Raw genomic sequence first — 16,851 nt, 5'->3', positions numbered from 1 at the left:
CCGGGGGGGTCAGCCCATGACGAATTCGCACCAGACGCACTTGCCGCCGCCCCGCGGTTCCACACCCCAGACGTCCGCCAAGCGGTCCACCAGCATCAGGCCGCGGCCCGAGACGCCCGATTCGCCCGCCTCGCGACGGCGCGGCAGGGCGCTGGAGCGGTCCTCGACCTCGACCCGCAGTCTGCGCTCGGGGCCCACCAGGACCCGCAGGGTCACGATCGCCGGGCCGTCCGTGTGCATCAGGGCGTTCACGATCAGTTCGTCCGCGACCAGTTCGATCTCGTCGGCCCGCTCGCGCGCGCCCCACGCGCGCACCGCCGCCCCGATCATGTGCCGGGCGGCCACCAGGGCCTCCGGGTCCCCCGGTGCCACGTGCTGCTGGAGGCGGCCGCCGCCCTCGGGGACGGCCACCACCTGGCGGCGCAGCAGGAGCAGCGCCATGTCGTCGTCCCCGCCCCGCTCGTCGGCGATCTCGCACAGCAGGTCCGCCAGGAGCTGGAGGTCCGCCGGTCCGCCGCGGATGTGGGAGCTCAGGAGCCGGATCCCGTCGTCGAGGTCGGCTCCGGGCACTTCCACCAGGCCGTCCGTGCACAGCAGGAGCGTTTCTCCCGGGTCGAGTTCCACCGTGGTCACCGGGTACTCCAGGCGGCCGAACTCCGCCGAGAGGCCGAGCGGCATCCCGCCGCCCACCGGCAGCCGGTAGCAGTCCCCGTCGCGCGTGCGCAGCAGCGGATCGATATGGCCGGCCCGGACCACCTGGAGCACGCCCGTCGAAAGGTCGGCCTCCACGTAGGTGCACGTCGCGAACCGGTCGGTGTCCAGCTCGTGCAGGAAGACGGAGGCCCGGGCCATGACCGTGCCGGGCGAGTGCCCCTCGGCGGCGTACGCGCGCAGCACGATCCGCAGCTGGCCCATGACCGCCGCCGCGTGCGTGTCGTGGCCCTGAACGTCGCCGATGACGGCGCCGACCCGGCCGCCCGGCAGCGGGATGACGTCGTACCAGTCGCCGCCGATGTCCCGGCCCATGCGGGCGGAGCGGTAGCGTACGGCGATCTCCCCGCCCGGCACCGACGGGATCCGCCGCGGCAGCATGGCCTGCTGCAGGCCCTCGGCCAGGTCGTGCTCCTGCTCCAGCAGCATGGCCCGCTGGAGGCTCTGCGCGATGCTGCTGCCCAGGGCGACGAGCAGGTTGCGTTCCTCCTGGGTGAAGCCGTCCTTGTCCTGGTAGAGCAGTCCGATCGCGCCGATCGGGCGGGCCTGGGCGATCAGCGGCAGGTAGGCGGCGGCCGAGATCCGCATGTTCGAGATCTTCGCCCAGAGCCCGGGGTAGTCCCGGGCGAATTCCTGCGCCGAGTCGAGGAAGCGCGGCTCCAGGGAGCGGACGACCTCGCTCATCGGGTACGGCTCGTCGATGCGGGTGTAGCGGGTGCCGGGGACGAAGCTGTCCTCGGGGCCCTCGGCGACCAGGTGGATCCGGCCGGCCTCGACGAGGCCCATCACCATGCCCATCGAGCCGAGGCGCTCCAGGCCGTGGGCGTCGCCTATGACGTCGATGACGTCCTGGACGGTGCGGGCGTGCGCGAGGGCGGCGGTGGTGGACTCCACCACCGACGTCTGCCGGCGCCGTTCCTCGTCCAGGCCGAGCCGCTCCGCCGAGTGGCTGAGCTCGTCGGTCGCGTCCCGGACGATGCCGATGATCCGGTACGGGCGGCCTTCCCGGTCGCGCATGACCCGGCCCTGGGTGTGCGTCCAGCGCAGCCGCCCGTCGTGGCAGCGGATACGGAAGTAGGCGCCGTAGCTGTCCTCGCCGCTCTTGAGGGCCGCGGAGACGAGGGCGTCGAGCCGGTGCCCCTCGGAGGAGGGGACGCGCGGGTCGAGCGACGACGGCCGGCCGTCGTACTCGTCGGGGGTCGTGTCGAAAACGTCGAGGGCGGCTTCGTCCATGTGCATGAGACCGGTGACGAGGTCCCAGTCGAAACTGCCCATGCGGTTCAGCGAGAGCGACCGGTCCGGGTGTGCGGGCCAGTCGTCCGGCAGAGATACGGTGGTCGGCACCGATCCACCATGACACACGGGCCGGTCAGGCGCTCTCCAGCGGGTACCCGTCGGCCGCGGGCTGCGACTGCAGGTCCGGGTCGATGTACGGGTCGGACGGGTTGTGAGGGGCGTAGGGGTCGGCCTGGGCGTCCGGGTTGTACGGATCGATGGAATCGTTCGGGAGGGCCGGTCCGCCGGGCTCCTGGTACCCCGGCTCGCCCGGGTCCAGAGGCGGCATGCCGGACTGGGGGTCCGAGGGGATGTCCGAGGGTGAGCCGTCGGACGGCGCCTGCTGCTGCGGCGGCCGGGCGGCCGGGTTCGAGGGCAGTTCCGGCTTCTGCGGCCGGGTCTGGCCGGACGGGTTCGGCGGGACCTGCGGATCCGCCGGGCAGTCCGTCGCGCCGGGGACCGGCGCCGCCGCAGCGTTCGGCGAGTCCGGAGCATTCGGCGAGTCCGGTGCGGCCGCCTGGTTCCGGCACGGGTCACCGGTCGTGGTCCCGGGCGGGGTGAGGGGCCCGTCGGGGATGCCGGCGGCCGGGTCGAAGGCGGGCAGGGCCTTCGGCGGCCGGTCCTGGGCCCCGTCGTCACCCCGTTTGCGCTCGATCCAGGTGTTGTCGGCGATGTTGACGATCACCAGGTTGTTGATCACGTGGGTGGTGGGCTCGATGACGATGACCTGGTTGGCCTGGTAGCCGCTCCACGGGTCGCCCTTGTGCACCGGGGACCCCTTGGCGGCGCGCGGGGCGGCCAGCGGGTTCCCGCAGCCGCAGCGCACCCGCGGCAGGCCGTGCTCGTCCACGAGGACCGCGGTGCCGGCCTGGAGCACGGACTGGAAGCCGTCGGCGCCGCCGTCGCGGAAGGCGTGGTTGGTGACCCGGGTGTCGGCGCGCAGCACGACGGGAGTGAGGCCCCGCAGGAAGTCGGGGATCTTCTCCGCTTCGATGTGGGACGCCTCGGCGAAGGCGCGGGCCTTGGCGTCGTCGGCGGTCAGGGCGCGGACCTGCTGTTCCACGTCGCAGCTGCCGAGCCGCTGGGTGCCGCCGTACAGGCCGGGGGTGGCCGCGTTCACGGTGCGGATGCCCTGTCCGGTCGCGTTGGGCAGCGGGGGCTGTACGGGGGCGGACTCGGCGGTGGCCGAGGAGGCGGTGAAGGGGTCGGGCCCGGCGGAGGCGACGGGCTGGAGGTAGACCTCCTGACTCTCGGCTCCCGCGGCGCCCTTCGGCTCCTCCGGGCTGCCGCAGCCCGCGGCGAGCAGGCCGAGGAGGGCGAAGAGGGCTGCGCCTGCGGGTGCATGACGACGCGACGTCTGACGAGGTGTCGGAAGTGACGGTCCGTTCACTTGAATCTCCCTTTTCGCCCCGGTTGCTCCCTCTTGTGTGCCGCATGCGAGCAGGAGTCGCAACCGGAGCGCGCCTTGAACATGTTCAAGGAAGGCCGTAGGCTCACCGCCGTGAGTTGAACGCGTTCAAGGCGTTGGCCGCAGCGGAGCGGGGGAGTCCGGGGTGACGGTTCTGGTGAACGTGATCGTCACCCTGGGCATGCTCCACGTCGTCCCGGCCGGCCTGCGGCTCGTCGACCCCGTCCGGCTCCTGCGGACCGCCCGGCTCTGGCCGCTCGTGGCCGCCCCCGGCGCCCTGTGTCTGTGGCTGCCGCGCGGAATCGCCGCCACCGCGCTCGCCGCCCTGTACGCGGCGGCCTGCCTGGCCCTCGCGGCCCGGGCCGTCGTCCGGCCGCTGCGGGCCCGCTCCCTCACCCCACCCGCCATCGCCGTCGCCACCGCCCTGGTCTCGCCGTCCGTCGCCGCCACCGCCCTGGTCGCCGAGCGCGCCGGATACCGGCTCTTCGGCTTCGACCTCGACATCCTGGCGCTGACCGTGCCCCACTTCCACTTCGCCGGCTTCACCGCCGCCCTGATCGCCGGGCTGGTGTGCCGCGCCCTCGGCGGCCGCGCCGGGACGGACCGGCTCGCGCGGTGGGCGGCGTACAGCGTCCCGGCGGGCACCCTGCTCGTCCTCCTCGGCTACTTCGTCGACGACTGGGCCGAGCTGCTGGGCGCGGTGGTCCTGACCGGCGGGATGTGGGCGGTGGCCCTGCTGACCTGGCGGGAGATCCGGCCCTCGGCCGGGGACCGCAGCACGCGGATCCTGCTCGCCATCTCCGCCACCGTGCTCGTGGCCACCATGGCGCTGGCCCTGTGGTGGGCGGTCGGCGAGGCCACCGGGATCCCGCATCCCACCCTGACCTGGATGGCCGCCACCCACGGCCTCGGGAACGCCCTCGGGTTCGCCCTGTGCTCGCTGCTCGCCTGGCGCCGGCTGTCCGCCGATCCCCGCGCCGCCGCCGACCGCACCACCACCGAACGCGTCACCACCCGTCGCACCGCCTCCGACCGACTGGAGACCTCGCCATGACCCGCCTCATCAGCGCCGGCCGGGACACCGTCAACTACCCCGACCGGGGCGCGACGGCCCACCGGCCGCTGCCCGCCGGATACCACCACTTGAGCCACCGCACCCGCCTCGGGCACGGCCGGACCGTCTTCGAGAGCGCCGGGACCGCGGTCACCACCTTCCACGCCCACCGGGCCTCGGGCATGCGCGTCCTGGCCGATGTCGGCGCGGTCCGCCCCGGCAGCCGGGTCGTGGTCGGAATCGGCCTCGGGCCGCTGCGGATCGACGCTCCGTGCCAGGTGATCTGGACCGCCTACGAGCCCGCCCGCATCGGTTTCGCCTACGGAACGCTGGCCGGGCACCCCGAATGCGGGGAGGAGTCCTTCATGGTGGACATGGACCCGGACGGCACGGTGTGGTTCACGGTCACCGCCTTCAGCCGCCCGAACGCCTGGTACACCCGCCTCGCCGGCCCGGTGGTCCCCTTCCTCCAGCTGCGCTACGCGCGCCGGCTGGGCCGCCGCCTGCGCAGGCTGGCCGCCACCCGCTGACCGGTCCGATACTGGAGGCGATGGACTGGTTCACGGCGCCCGGATACTGGCTCGCCCGGCTGGTCTTCCAGCGGGCCCTGGCCGGGATCTACCTCGTCGCCTTCATCGGGGCAGCCCTGCAGTTCCGGGCCCTGATCGGGGCGCACGGGATGCTGCCCGTACCGCGCTACGTACGGTACGTGCCCTTCCGCCACGCCCCGAGCCTGTTCCAGCTGCACTACTCCGACCGGCTCTTCGCCGGCTGCGCCTGGGCCGGGGCGGCGCTGGCCGCGGCGCTGGCCGCCGGGGGCGGCGACGAGGTGCCGCTGGCCGCGGCCATGGCGATGTGGGCCGTGCTGTGGCTGCTCTACCTCTCGATCGTGAATGTGGGGCAGACCTGGTACTCCTTCGGCTGGGAGTCCCTGCTGCTGGAGGTGGGCTTCCTCGCCGTGTTCCTCGGCAACGCGCGGGCCGGACCTCCCGTGCTGGTGCTGTGGCTGCTGCGCTGGGTGCTCTTCCGCGTGGAGTTCGGGGCCGGCCTGATCAAGCTGCGCGGGGACTCCTGCTGGCGCAGGCTGACCTGCCTGTACTTCCACCACGAGACCCAGCCGATGGCCGGTCCCCTGAGCTGGTTCTTCCACCACCTGCCGAAGCCGCTGCACCGGGTGGAGTGCGCGGCCAACCACGTGACCCAACTGATCGTCCCGGTGCTGCTGTTCACCCCGCAGCCGGTCGCCTCGTACGCCGCCGGGGTCATCATCGCGACCCAGCTGTGGCTGGTGCTCTCCGGCAACTTCGCCTGGCTGAACTGGCTGACGATCACGCTCGCCGTCTCGGCCGTGGACTTCACCGGCATCGCGGGCGCTCCCCCGGCGGCCGCCTCCCGCGCGGCTCCGGTCTGGTACGTCGTCCTGGTGTGCGCGGTGACGGCCCTCGTCCTGTACCTCAGCCGCCACCCGGTGCTCAACATGCTCTCGCGCCGCCAGGCGATGAACCGCTCCTTCGACGCCCTGCACCTGGTCAACACCTACGGGGCCTTCGGCTCGGTCGGCCGGGTCCGGATGGAGGTGGTGGTGGAGGGCACCGCGGACCGGGTGCCGCGCGCGGACGGGGACTGGCGCGCCTACGGTTTCAAGGGCAAGCCGGGCGAACCGCACCGGATCCCGCGCCAGTTCGCCCCGTACCACCTGCGGCTGGACTGGCTGATGTGGTTCGCGGCGATCTCCCCCGACTACGCGCGGGACTGGTTCGGACCGTTCGTGGAACGGCTGCTGGCCGGCGACCGGGACACCCTTCGGCTGTTGCGCGACAACCCGTTCCCGGACGCCCCGCCCGTCCACGTCCGGGCGCTGCTGTACCGCTACCGGTTCACCACCTGGAGGGAGCTGCGCGAGACGGGGGCCTGGTGGCACCGCACTCTGGTGCGCGAGTACCTCCCGCCGACCCGCCTCGCGGACGCCCGGCGCTCAGAGCCCCAGTAGCGCCGCCTCCCGCTCCGGGGACAGGCCCGGGGCCGGCCGGTCGGGCCGCTGCGGAGCGATCCCGCCGAGCGAGCGCAGCCAGGCCCAGGTATCGGCCACGGTCTCCTCGACCGGCCTGCACTTCAGGCCGGCGGCCAGCGCCCTGGAGACGTCCCCGCCGTGCATGTGGTCGTAGGCCTCCCCCTCGGGCACCCAGATCGGGAGCTCGGTCCAGGGTTCCACGCCCGCCTCCAGGATCCGTGCGGGGTCGGTCCAGCGCAGTTCCGCGCCGCCCCCCGTGGCGGCGGCGCAGGCGTCGAGGAGGGTGCCCATCGTGGCGTGTCCGGCCGGGGAGACCAGGTTGTACGCACCCCCGAGCCCGGCCGCTGCGGCGTCCAGGGTCCAGCCCGCGAGGTCGCGTGCGTCGATGTACTGGAGCGGGAGTTCGCGCGGTCCGGGGGCGAGTACGGGGCCGCCGCGGGCGGTGCGGCCCAGCCACCACGGCAGTCGGCCGACGTTCTCGTACGGGCCCAGGATCAGCCCGGCGCGCACCAGCAGGGCGCGGTCCGCGAAGGCGTCCACAGCGGCGAGTTCGGCGCCCCGCTTGTCCTCGGCGTAGGCGACCTGCCCGGCGTCCTGCGAGCCCCCGACGAGGAGGCCGTCCTCGGTGAGAGTGGCCGGGGCGGGGTAGGCGTACACCGAGCGGCTGGAGATGTACGCGTAGTGCCCGACGCGGTCGCGCAGCAGGCGGCCGCTGTCGCGCACCGCGGTGGGGGCGCCGCCCCAGGTGTCGACGACGAGGTCCCACTCCCCCGCGGCGAGGGCGGCCAGGCCCCCGGGGGCGGTGCGGTCCCCGTGCAGGGCGAAGGTGCCCGGCGGGGGCGTGTGGTTACCGCGGTGGAATACGGTCACCTCCCAGCCCCGGGCCAGGGCGTCCTCGGCGATCGCGCGTCCGACGAATTCGGTCCCACCCAGCATCAGCAGCTTCATACGGGCCAGCCTGCCGGGGCGGGTGGCGCGGGGGAAGCGGTGATCGCCCTCGGCGATGACGCTCAGGGCGTAGCCGTTCGGGGAACCCGGCCGGACCCGGGCCGCGGGAACGCCCGGGCGGGCACGGCAGCGCCCCCGGTGCGTGTGGGCACGTGGGGGCGCTTGGCACCGCTGTGCGGGCTAGTCGATACCGGGCAGGATGTGCGCTTCCGCCAGGTCGTCCTCGTAGCCGGCCAGTCGGATCGGGGCGGATCGGGCCCAGACCTCGAGGCTACCGAGTTCGTCGGTACGGGGCTTCGCCCTCGTTGCCGTCCGCTCCATGACCGTCGGTTCGGGCTTGGTCTTCTCAGTCACCGCGCACTCCTTTGTGTCGCGTAACCCGGCAGGCGACCGCGAGCCGGGCAAGGGATAAAGGGTTTCCGGACGCGGTGGCGCCTTAGTGGAGCGCGGCCCGGGTGGGGGCCGTCTTGATGCCCCAGAGTACACATATGAGCGGACCTCCGCTCGATAGGAAGGCAAAATCCGCTGCGCCCTCTTACTTTCGCTCCTGGTTCAGCAAGTCGTAGCGCTGCGGGTACGTGACGGGTGATCTGCTCGACCCCGGACGAGCGGGGTGCGACGGAGGGGGTCGGCGGTGGCGAGATCCGGAGTGCACGACGCTCAAGTCCCTTACGTCACAAGCGTGCTGGAGCTGATGGAGCTCTTGCACGGCAGCCCCGACGACCAGGGACTGCGGACCGCGGCCCTGCTCCGCCGCTCCCACCCCTTCGACAAGGAGCTGCAGCTCGCGGGCTTGCTCCACAACATCGGGCGGCTGCTCCGTCTGAGTGACGGGACGGTTACCGCCGAGGTGGCGGCGGAGGCGATCCGCCCCCTGCTGGGCGAGCGGGTGGCCCGGCTCGTACGGATGTCGGGCGCTCCCGGCGGGGACGGCGCCCATCGCGGGGCCGCCGACGGGGCCGATTACCGGGCCGACTGCGGCGCTGACGCCGAGGCGGTGGACACCCTGCGCCACGCCCTGGAATCGCCCGCCGCGGCGGGCCCGGACGCGGGTGTACTGGAGGACTGGCGGCCGCTGCTGGACCTGATCGCCGCCGGGGCCCGCCGTTCCCGGCCGGCCGGGAACGCACGCGACCCCCTCGGTGTGCCGAGGGGGTCGCGAAGGCCGGTCGGGGGCCTCCCTTAGGAGCGGGAGGCTCCGGGGTTACCAATTCGCCGGGGCGTAGTCCTTGAGGAAGACGCCGAACAGGTCCTCGCCCGCCTCGCCGCGGACGATCGGGTCGTAGACCCGGGCCGCGCCGTCGACCAGGTCGAGCGGGGCGTGGAAGCCCTCCTCGGCGAGGCGCAGCTTGTCGAAGTGCGGGCGCTCGTCGGTGATCCAGCCGGTGTCGACCGAGGTCATCAGGATGCGGTCGGCCTGGAACATCTCCTGGCCGCTGGTCCGCGTCACCATGTTCATCGCGGCCTTGGCGGCATTGGTGTTCGGGTGCCCCGCGCCCTTGTAGCCGCGGCTGAAGACGCCCTCCATCGCGGAGACGTTGACGACGTACGCCCGCCCGTTGGCCGCCTTCCGGGCGGCCTCCGCCATGGCCGGCCGAAGCGCGCTGATCAGGATGAACGGCGACGTGTAGTTGCACAGCTGGGTCTCGAGCAGCTCCACCGGGGAGATCTGGTCGATCGTCTGCACCCAGGTGTTGCTGTCGACGACGTCGGGCAGTAGGCCGCCCGCGTCGATGGCGGTGCCGGCGAGGTGCCGCTCCAAGCTGGCGTTGCCCGCGACCAGGGCGAGGTCGGCGACCTTCTGCGCCTCGAGCCCGCTCACTCCGACGGGCAGCGCCGCCAGGCCGTCGACCGCGCCGGAGTTGAAGGCGCCGATGACGTGGTGGGCAGGGAGCTCACCGGCGGGCAGCGGGGCGGCCTCCCCGTCGACCAGCGCCGCGTAGGCGCTGGGCAGCCGGCGGACGGTCTGCGTCGCGTTGTTGATCAGGATGTCGAGCGGGCCGGCCGCGGCCACCTGGTCGGCGAGCGCCACGGACTGGGCCGGGTCGCGCAGGTCGATGCCGACGACCTCCAGGCGGTGCATCCAGTCCGCGGAGTCCTCCATCGCCTTGAAGCGGCGGATGGCGTCCTTGGGGAAGCGTGTGGTGATCGTGGTGTGGGCACCGTCGCGCAGCAGCCGCAGAGCGATGTACATGCCGATCTTGGCCCGGCCGCCGGTGAGCAGCGCACGCTTGCCGGTCAGGTCGGCGCGGGCCTCCCGCCTGGTCCGGTTCTCGGTGGCGCACGTCGGGCAGAGCTGGTGGTAGAAGTAGTCGACCTCGACGTACCGCGCCTTGCAGACGTAGCAGGAGCGCGGGCGCTGGAGTATCCCGGCGATCCGGCCGGCCTCCGTGACCGAGGAGGGCAGGATGCCCTCGGTCTCGTCGTCGATGCGCTCGGCGGAGCCGGTGGCGGTGGCCTCGGTGACGGCCTTGTCGTTGGCGGTCTTGGCGGCGCGGCGCTCCTGGCGGCGGCGCTGCTTGACCGTGCGGTAGAGGCCGGCGGTGGCGCGGCGCACGGTGACGGCGTCGGGGTGGTCGACGTCGAGCTTGTCCAGCTCGTCGAGCACGCTGAGGCAGAGGGCCAGCCGGTCGGGGTCGATACCGGGCCCGTAGGCGTGCCCGGATTCGAGGCCGTAGTCCTGACTGTCTTCGGTCACCGTCATTGCCGCTGCCGTTCCTTGATCACTCGTCCGCATCCGCCTGCTGCGGAAGTCCTCAAAAGGGCAACTGTACGGATGCCGCCCGCCCGGAGCCAAACCCGATTCCGGGCCCTCACGCACCGCGAGCGGAGCGTGACCCTACGAGACGATTCGGTGACTCTGGGGCACCGTAGGGGTCGCTTTCCGCTGCCCCCAGGGCCACGCTGCGTACTCCCGTACTACGTCGGGAGTATGACTGATCACCACCTGTGGGCGGAGGAATAGCGCAGATGGGTCGGGCATTGTGGACCTTATGAGTGCACTGGCGCTGTCGGTCCTGCTGTGCCTCGTGTCCGCCTTGGCGTACGCGGGTGGCGCGATCGTCCAGGAACGGGTCGCGGCGAGCACGCCGGACCGCCGGTACGCCCCGCTGCGCCGGGGTGGTTGGTGGGTGGCGGTGGGGCTGAACGGCCTCGGTGCGCTGCTGCACGTGGTGGCGCTGGCGTACGGGCCGCTGAGCCTGGTCCAGCCGCTCGGCGCGCTCACCATCGTTTTCGCCCTGCCGATGGCCGCCCTCTTCGTACGGCGCCACGCGGGCGCCGCCGCCTGGCGCGGGGCGGTACTGGCCACGGTCGGCCTGGCCGGGCTGCTCGCGCTGACCGGCGGGAGCGGGCGGGCGGAGCAGGCGCTGGCGGGGGACGAGCGGGGTGTGCTGCTCGCGGTGACCGCGGGGGTGGCGCTGGCGCTGTTCCTGGCGGCGCACCGGATGCACCGCCCGGTTCTGCACAGCGTGCTGCTGGCCGCGGCCGCCGGTACGGCCTTCGGCATGGCCTCGGTGTTCACCAAGTCGGTGGCAGAGAGCTTCGGGCCGGGCGCGCTGCCCGGCCTGTGGCCCGACCTCGCGGCGATCACGGTCCTGGCGGCCGGCGGGCTGCTGCTGTCGCAGGCTGCCTACCGGGGCGCCGGACTGACCGTGCCGCTGGCCACCGTGACGGTGGTCAACCCGGTGGTGGCGGCGACGGTCGGCATCACGCTGTTCGACGAGGGCTTCCGGTACGGGTCCGCGGGCGCGACGGCGGCCGTGGCCAGCGCCGCGCTCGCGGCGGCCGGCCTGGTCCTGCTCACCGTCGTGCCCTCGCACGTGCGCGGGTCAGATGCGGACCCCGTGGCCGCGGAGGTACTTGAGCGGGTCGATGTCGGAGCCGTAGCCGGGGCCCGTGCGCATCTCGAAGTGCAGGTGCGGGCCGGTGGTGTTGCCGGTCGAACCGGATCGGCCGATGCGCTGGCCGCCGGAGACCTGCTGGCCGGCCTTGACCCCGAGGGCGGAGAGGTGCGCGTACTGGGAGTACCGGCCGTCGGTGTGCCGGATGACGACCTGGTAGCCGTACGCCCCGGCCCAGCCGGCGGAGACGATCTGGCCGGGTCCCACCGACTTGACGGTGGTGCCGGTCGCGACCGGGAAGTCGACGCCCGTGTGGTAGCCGCTGGACCAGGAGGATCCCGAGACGCGGTACGCGGTGCCGAGGGCGGCGTCGACGGGGGCGGAGAATCCGCCCGAGGCCGGCTTCTCCTGCGCTGAGGCGGGCTGCGTCGCCGGCTTCTCGGCCGGCCTTTCGACGGGCTTCTCGACCGGTTTCGGTGCGGGCTTCTCGACCGGCTTCTCGGCGGCCGGCTCCACGGGCTTGACCGGGTCGGCGGTGCGCGGCGGCTTCTCGGGGTCCTGCCGGGGAGGCAGGGGTGTGGCCGGCGCCGAGGTGACCCGCAGCGTGAGCCGCTGGCCGGGGAAGATCAGGTTCGGGTTGTCGCCGACGGTGGACCGGTTGGTCTCGTACAGCGACTGCCAGCCGCCCTCGACGCGCTGGTCGGTGGCGATCTCGGAGAGCGAGTCGCCGGGGGCGACGACGTACGGGTTCGGCAGCACCGAGGTCCCCGTGGGGCGGTGCCCGCCGCCCTGCGCCGGCACCTGGGTCTGTGACTGCGCCTGGGTCTGTGGCCGGGTCTGCGCCTGGGCCTGCACCTTGGGCTGTGACGGGGCCTGCGGGGCGACGGCGGGCGCCGGTCCGCTGCGGCTGAGTCCGGCCTGCTTGCCGCAGTTGGGCCAGGCGCCCGGGCCCTGCCCCTTGAGCACCGTCTCCGCGACCGCTATCTGCTGGTCCTTCGTGGCCAGGTCGGCGCGCGGGGCGTAGGCGGCGCCGCCGAAGGCCCGCCAGGTGCTCTGGCTGAACTGGAGGCCGCCGTAGTAGCCGTTACCGGTGTTGATGCGCCAGTTGTTCGTCGACTCGCAGGTCGCGACCTTGTTCCAGGTGTCGACGGAGGCCGCCTGGGCGACTCCGGCACCCATGAGCGGGAGCGCGATCCCGGCGCCGCCGGCGGTGACGGCCAGTGAGGCCCGGTTGATGCTGCTCGGCTGATACCGGCGGTGCCGGCCCCGTACACCCATGGGAGCCCCCATCGAAGACATCAGGAACCGCACAACTTAACGGCGCGATCAGGGCATGACAAGAGGCGCAACGGGGCGCATGCCAGCGGAACTTGACCGTGTCTCGACGGTACGGAGATCCGTTCGGGCACGCGTGGGGGTAGCGTCGGTGCTCCCCGCCCACCGAAGGCACACCGAAGCACGCAGGAGCGCAACGATGAGCACCAGCACAGCCCAGATCGGCGTCACCGGACTCGCGGTGATGGGCAGCAACCTCGCCCGCAACTTCGCCCGCAACGGATTCACCGTCGCCGTCCACAACCGCACCGCCGCCAAGACCACGGCGCTGGTGGAGGAATTCGGGCACGAGGGCGCCTTCGTGGCGGCCGAGTCGGCGAAGGAGTTCGTCGACGCGCTGGAGCGCCCCCGCCGCATCGTCATCATGGTGAAGGCCGGCGAGCCGACCGATGCCGTGATTGGCGAGTTCGCCCCGCTCCTGGAGGAGGGCGACGTCATCATCGACGGCGGCAACGCGCACTTCGAGGACACCCGGCGCCGCGAGCGGGACCTGCGCGAGCAGGGCATCCACTTCGTGGGCGTGGGCATCTCCGGCGGCGAGGAGGGCGCGCTGCTCGGCCCGAGCATCATGCCGGGCGGCTCGACGGAGTCGTACGCCTCCCTCGGCCCACTGCTGGAGAAGATCGCCGCGAAGGCCGCCGACGGCACGCCGTGCACCTCGCACATCGGCCCCGACGGCGCCGGACACTTCGTCAAGATGGTGCACAACGGCATCGAGTACGCCGATATGCAGCTGATCGCCGAGGCCTACCACCTGCTGCGCGAGGTCGCGGGCTACTCCCCCGCGAAGATCGCGGAGACCTTCCGGGAGTGGAACCGCGGGCGCCTGGACTCGTACCTGATCGAGATCACGGCCGAGGTGCTCGCGCACACGGACGCCGCGACCGGGCGCCCGTTCGTCGACATCGTGGCCGACGCCGCCGAGCAGAAGGGCACCGGCCGCTGGACCGTGCAGATCGCGCTCGACCTCGGGGTACCGGTGTCCGGGATCGCCGAGGCCGTCTTCGCCCGCGCGGTCTCCGGCCACGCGGACCTGCGTACGGCCGCGCGCGGGCTCGCGGGACCGACGGCCGCCGCGCTCGCGCCGGAGGCGGCGGAGGCCTTCGCCGCCCAGGTGGAGCAGGCGCTGTACGCGTCGAAGATCGTCTCGTACACCCAGGGCTTCCACCAGATCCGGGCCGGCAGCGAGGAGTACGGCTGGAACGTGGACCTGGGCGCGGTGGCCTCGCTGTGGCGCGGCGGCTGCATCATCCGGGCCGCGTTCCTGGACCGGATCCGGGCGGCGTACGACGCGCAGCCCGGCCTGCCGAGCCTGCTGGCGGACACGCGCTTCTCCCAGGAGATCGCGGCGGACCAGGAGGGCTGGCGCTCCGTCCTGGTGGAGGCGGTGCGCCAGGGCATCCCGGTGCCGGCGTTCTCGGCCTCACTGGCCTACTACGACGCGCTGCGCGCCGAGCGGCTGCCCGCGGCCCTCACCCAGGGGCAGCGGGACTTCTTCGGGGCGCACACCTACCGGCGGACCGACCGCGAGGGATCATTCCACACCCTCTGGAGCGGCGACCGCTCCGAGGTCCGCGCGTAGGCACCCGCACGGTCGGCGTCAGCTGAGGGGCCCGGGCTGCGGAATCGGCGCGGGTCCCGGCGGCGGCGGGATGGGGTCCGGCTCGGGCACCGGGCCGGGTACGGGTGGTACGGGCCGCGGCATGGGTTCCGGGTCGGGGAACGGGCCGGGCGCCGGGACGGGGTCCGGCTCCGGGGCGGGCGGCTGCGTCTCTTCTGCGTCTTGCTTTCGCACCATACGGCCCACTTTCCCGCGTTCGCGGCGCGTATGCCTGCCCTACGGGGCCGAACGCATCGCGAGACCCGCGGCCAGGCCGGGGGCGGGGCTGGAGAACACAGGGATCCGGCTGGTGACCAGCTCCGCGGCCCCGGCCATGGAGGCCTGGGCCAGCACGATGACGTCCGCGTCGGTGACGCAGTCGGCGGCCTCCGCGACGCGGGCGAGGTAGCCGACGGTGTCCCCCGCCTCGAAGCGGTCCCAGGCCCCGGCGACCAGGTGCGTACGGATCGACACGGGCCGCTCGCCGGCTTCCTCGGCGAGCAGCTCCGCGGTCGGGGCGAGCGTCGACTCCAGGGCGGCCAGTACGGCGATCCGCGCGCCCGTGCGCACCGCGGCGGCGGCCATCGGCCGGTCCACCCGCAGCACCGGGACGCCGAGCGCCGCGGCCAGGGACTCCGCGGTCGCCCCGATGGTCGAGCAGGTGACCAGCACGGGGCCGGGGCCGGATCCGACCGCGGACCCGGCCGTGGCCCCCGCTTCGGCGAGCAGCCCCAGCAGGGCCGGAGCCACCGACTCCGGCCCTTCCGTGCGGGCCCGGTCCAGCAGCTCCGGCGCCACCAGGTGCCGCAGTACGGCCCCCGGGTGGTGCCGGTCGCGCAGGGCGTCGAAGACCGGGACGTGCACGGGTGAGGTGTGCAGCAGGAGCAGGTCGGTCACCAGAGGTCGGTATCCGTGGCGAGCTGCGCCTTGGCCGCCAGGACGACCTCCGCGGCGGGCTCGGGCGCCTCGTCGGGGTGTTTGGCGGCCCAGCTCGCCGCATACGGGCAGAGCGGCACCACGGGCACCCCTTCGGCAGCGGCGAGCCCGTAGAAGGTCTTCACCAGCCCGCCCGCGATACCGCGGCCCTCGTGGCCCTGCTCGACGACGGTGTGCACCGCGACCAGGGCGTGGGGCGCGTCGGTGAGGGCGAAGTACGCGATGTGGCCGACCACCGCCCCGTCCTCGACGGCGAGCAGCCGTCCGGCGCCGCGGTCGTCCTTGAACTCGATCGGCATGATCCCCGACTCCCCTCAGAGCGCCACGGCGTGCGGGCTGCGCCGCTGATCCGTACCCGGCACGGGGGCGGAGGCGTCCGTACCGAGTTCGATGATCCGGTTGTCGCCGTCCACGTGCACGACGCGGGGCTTGAGCGCCCGGGCCTCGGCGTCCTCGACCTGCGCGTAGCTGATGAGGATGACCAGGTCCCCGGGGTGCACCAGGTGCGCGGCGGCGCCGTTGATCCCGATGACCCCGGACCCGCGCTCCCCCTCGATGACGTAGGTCTCCAGTCGCGCCCCGTTGGTGATGTCCACGATGTGGACGAGCTCCCCGGGCAGCAGATCCGCCGCGTCCAGCAGATCGGCGTCGACGGTCACGGAGCCGACGTAGTGCAGATCGGCCTGGGTGACAGTGGCCCGGTGGATCTTGGACTTGAACATTGTACGCATCATCGAGGCACCCCTGGATCTAGGCTCCCTGCCCGCGTTTTTGCAGGTCAAGGGCGGTTTCCCTACCTTACAACGAGTCGCGTGTTCGGTCAGCTTTCCCCATGTTTTTGAGGACTGTGCTGACCAATCGCCGACTTCCTGACGCATCGTCAGGCAGATTCGGAGGGGCTGGCTGGCTCCCTCGGTCCCCCACCGCGACGACGACGCCAGCCTACGCAACGACCGTCGACAGTCGTCCAGGACCACCCTCGCTGTGAGCAGATCCACGGTGGCGGCGTAGACGGTCACATGCCAGCACCTACGCATGGGATCGGCCCGCCTGGGCTGCGGCGCCAGGGCTGTTGCAAAGTCGATTTGATCTCGTAGGTGCGCTGGTCATGGCGTGTGACGGTGTCCGGCGGAGGCGCTACGAACGCAACGAAGCTCCCGTTGATGCGGGTGACCTTGCCAAGTCGCCTGCGCCAACGGGAGCTTCGATGTGCCGTCAGTCTGCCAGCATCTGTCTGATCAAGTCGCCTTCGCGTCAGCACCGCGGGCTCGTGCGTCTGCCGGAGCGGCCGGCCACGCTGGCTGACCCGCGCCGTCGGCGGGGCAAGCGTCACCCGTTCGTGAGCGTGCTGCTGATCGCCTGCTCGGCCGTGCTGTGCGGAGCACGCTCGTTCGCGGCGATCGGCCAGTGGGCCAGGGCGGCACCGCAAGATGCCCTGACCCGTCTCGGTGCCCGCACCGAGACCGTGTTCAATGTCCGCCTCGCGCCCAGCGCGGCGACCATCCGCCGCGTCCTGAACGCCGTCTGCCCGGGCGGGCTCGCGGACCTGCTCGGCGCCGACCCCGCCGGAGCCGACACCCTGGCCGTCGACGGCAAGACCGCCCGCGGCTCACGCACCACCACCCAAACGGCTGCACACTTGCTGGCCGCGATGACCGGCACCGGACTGACCGTCACCCAGCTGCGGGTCCCGGACAAAACGAACGAGATCACCTGCTTCGCCGCTCTGCT

The 16,851-nt window shown here is 72.9% G+C and carries 15 protein-coding genes and 1 pseudogene; 7 read left to right on the top strand and 9 right to left on the bottom strand.

Going from position 1 to position 16,851, the window contains the following annotated elements; all coding sequences use genetic code 11:
- Positions 1-9 precede the first annotated feature (9 nt).
- The gene (locus ACIQZO_RS34605; protein WP_403634190.1) at positions 10-2,073 is read right to left on the bottom strand and encodes a SpoIIE family protein phosphatase; all 2,064 of its coding nucleotides are present in this window, start codon (positions 2,071-2,073) and stop codon (positions 10-12) included.
- Positions 2,074-2,080: 7 nt separating this feature from the next.
- Positions 2,081-3,376, bottom strand: a complete 1,296-nt coding sequence (locus ACIQZO_RS34600) for a DUF6777 domain-containing protein (RefSeq protein WP_403634187.1) — start codon at positions 3,374-3,376, stop codon at positions 2,081-2,083.
- A gap of 163 nt (positions 3,377-3,539) precedes the next feature.
- Between ACIQZO_RS34600 and ACIQZO_RS34595 the strand changes: the two genes are divergently transcribed.
- Genes ACIQZO_RS34595 through ACIQZO_RS34585 form a run of 3 tightly spaced genes read left to right on the top strand, consistent with a single transcriptional unit; the run spans position 3,540 to position 6,438 of the window.
- Positions 3,540-4,448 (top strand): YndJ family protein, encoded by a 909-nt coding sequence (locus ACIQZO_RS34595; RefSeq protein WP_403634186.1) that lies wholly within the window; start codon positions 3,540-3,542, stop codon positions 4,446-4,448.
- Entirely contained in the window at positions 4,445-4,978 is a 534-nt protein-coding gene (locus ACIQZO_RS34590) for a DUF1990 family protein (protein WP_403634183.1), read from the top strand. The genes ACIQZO_RS34595 and ACIQZO_RS34590 overlap by 4 nt, the downstream gene beginning before the upstream one ends.
- Before the next feature lie 20 nt (positions 4,979-4,998).
- Positions 4,999-6,438 (top strand): lipase maturation factor family protein, encoded by a 1,440-nt coding sequence (locus ACIQZO_RS34585; protein WP_403634181.1) that lies wholly within the window; start codon positions 4,999-5,001, stop codon positions 6,436-6,438.
- Here the strand turns inward: ACIQZO_RS34585 and ACIQZO_RS34580 are convergent.
- Positions 6,424-7,407: a reductase gene (locus ACIQZO_RS34580; protein WP_403634179.1), complete on the bottom strand. Its 984-nt coding sequence runs from the start codon at positions 7,405-7,407 to the stop codon at positions 6,424-6,426. The genes ACIQZO_RS34585 and ACIQZO_RS34580 overlap by 15 nt on opposite strands.
- A gap of 180 nt (positions 7,408-7,587) precedes the next feature.
- Positions 7,588-7,761: a hypothetical protein gene (locus tag ACIQZO_RS34575; protein WP_189969287.1), complete on the bottom strand. Its 174-nt coding sequence runs from the start codon at positions 7,759-7,761 to the stop codon at positions 7,588-7,590.
- 328 nt (positions 7,762-8,089) lie between these two features.
- On the opposite strand from ACIQZO_RS34575, the gene ACIQZO_RS34570 reads away from it, so the two are divergent.
- The gene (locus ACIQZO_RS34570; RefSeq protein ID WP_403634176.1) at positions 8,090-8,593 is read left to right on the top strand and encodes a metal-dependent phosphohydrolase; all 504 of its coding nucleotides are present in this window, start codon (positions 8,090-8,092) and stop codon (positions 8,591-8,593) included.
- An 18-nt stretch (positions 8,594-8,611) separates the two neighbouring features.
- Here ACIQZO_RS34570 and ACIQZO_RS34565 read toward each other — a convergent pair whose 3' ends face one another.
- Positions 8,612-10,111, bottom strand: coding sequence for an SDR family NAD(P)-dependent oxidoreductase (locus tag ACIQZO_RS34565; protein WP_403634174.1), 1,500 nt, complete (start codon positions 10,109-10,111; stop codon positions 8,612-8,614).
- 289 nt (positions 10,112-10,400) lie between these two features.
- Here ACIQZO_RS34565 and ACIQZO_RS34560 point away from each other — a divergent pair.
- Positions 10,401-11,138: pseudogene (locus ACIQZO_RS34560) on the top strand (DMT family transporter); the annotation flags it as partial.
- Positions 11,139-11,237: 99 nt separating this feature from the next.
- Here ACIQZO_RS34560 and ACIQZO_RS34555 read toward each other — a convergent pair.
- Positions 11,238-12,527, bottom strand: coding sequence for a transglycosylase family protein (locus ACIQZO_RS34555; protein WP_403634172.1), 1,290 nt, complete (start codon positions 12,525-12,527; stop codon positions 11,238-11,240).
- 196 nt (positions 12,528-12,723) lie between these two features.
- Here ACIQZO_RS34555 and gndA point away from each other — a divergent pair, with 196 nt between their 5' ends.
- Positions 12,724-14,166, top strand: a complete 1,443-nt coding sequence (gene gndA, locus ACIQZO_RS34550; protein ID WP_403634170.1) for an NADP-dependent phosphogluconate dehydrogenase — start codon at positions 12,724-12,726, stop codon at positions 14,164-14,166.
- A gap of 255 nt (positions 14,167-14,421) precedes the next feature.
- Here the strand turns inward: gndA and ACIQZO_RS34545 are convergent, their stop codons facing one another.
- Genes ACIQZO_RS34545 through panD form a run of 3 tightly spaced genes read right to left on the bottom strand, consistent with a single transcriptional unit; the run spans position 14,422 to position 15,854 of the window.
- Positions 14,422-15,084, bottom strand: a complete 663-nt coding sequence (locus ACIQZO_RS34545; RefSeq protein WP_403634449.1) for an aspartate/glutamate racemase family protein — start codon at positions 15,082-15,084, stop codon at positions 14,422-14,424.
- A complete protein-coding gene (locus ACIQZO_RS34540; protein ID WP_403634168.1) occupies positions 15,078-15,419 on the bottom strand; it encodes a GNAT family N-acetyltransferase in 342 nt (113 codons plus the stop codon). Before ACIQZO_RS34540 ends, ACIQZO_RS34545 begins: the two co-directional genes overlap by 7 nt.
- Positions 15,420-15,434: 15 nt before the next feature.
- On the bottom strand, positions 15,435-15,854 hold the full coding sequence (panD, locus tag ACIQZO_RS34535; RefSeq protein WP_403634165.1) for an aspartate 1-decarboxylase: 420 nt from the start codon (positions 15,852-15,854) through the stop codon (positions 15,435-15,437).
- A 605-nt stretch (positions 15,855-16,459) separates the two neighbouring features.
- Here panD and ACIQZO_RS34530 point away from each other — a divergent pair.
- Positions 16,460-16,851 (top strand): transposase family protein (locus ACIQZO_RS34530; protein ID WP_403634162.1); only part of this gene is annotated, 392 nt, incomplete at its 3' end.

Origin of the sequence: Streptomyces sp. NPDC097617, assembly GCF_044761485.1 — a bacterium.
Classification (GTDB): Bacteria; Actinomycetota; Actinomycetes; order Streptomycetales; family Streptomycetaceae; genus Streptomyces.
The sequence above is the reverse complement of the archived record's forward strand: the minus strand, read 5'-3'. Positions and strand labels throughout refer to the sequence as shown.

Coding starts and splice junctions, on each gene's coding strand:
- ACIQZO_RS34580 (WP_403634179.1), bottom strand. CDS start 7,407: ATGAAGCTGCTGATGCTGGGTGGGACCGAATTCGTCGGACGCGCGATC.
- ACIQZO_RS34565 (WP_403634174.1), bottom strand. CDS start 10,111: ATGACGGTGACCGAAGACAGTCAGGACTACGGCCTCGAATCCGGGCAC.
- gndA (WP_403634170.1), top strand. CDS start 12,724: ATGAGCACCAGCACAGCCCAGATCGGCGTCACCGGACTCGCGGTGATG.
- panD (WP_403634165.1), bottom strand. CDS start 15,854: ATGATGCGTACAATGTTCAAGTCCAAGATCCACCGGGCCACTGTCACC.
- ACIQZO_RS34540 (WP_403634168.1), bottom strand. CDS start 15,419: ATGCCGATCGAGTTCAAGGACGACCGCGGCGCCGGACGGCTGCTCGCC.
- ACIQZO_RS34590 (WP_403634183.1), top strand. CDS start 4,445: ATGACCCGCCTCATCAGCGCCGGCCGGGACACCGTCAACTACCCCGAC.
- ACIQZO_RS34585 (WP_403634181.1), top strand. CDS start 4,999: ATGGACTGGTTCACGGCGCCCGGATACTGGCTCGCCCGGCTGGTCTTC.
- ACIQZO_RS34555 (WP_403634172.1), bottom strand. CDS start 12,527: ATGGGTGTACGGGGCCGGCACCGCCGGTATCAGCCGAGCAGCATCAAC.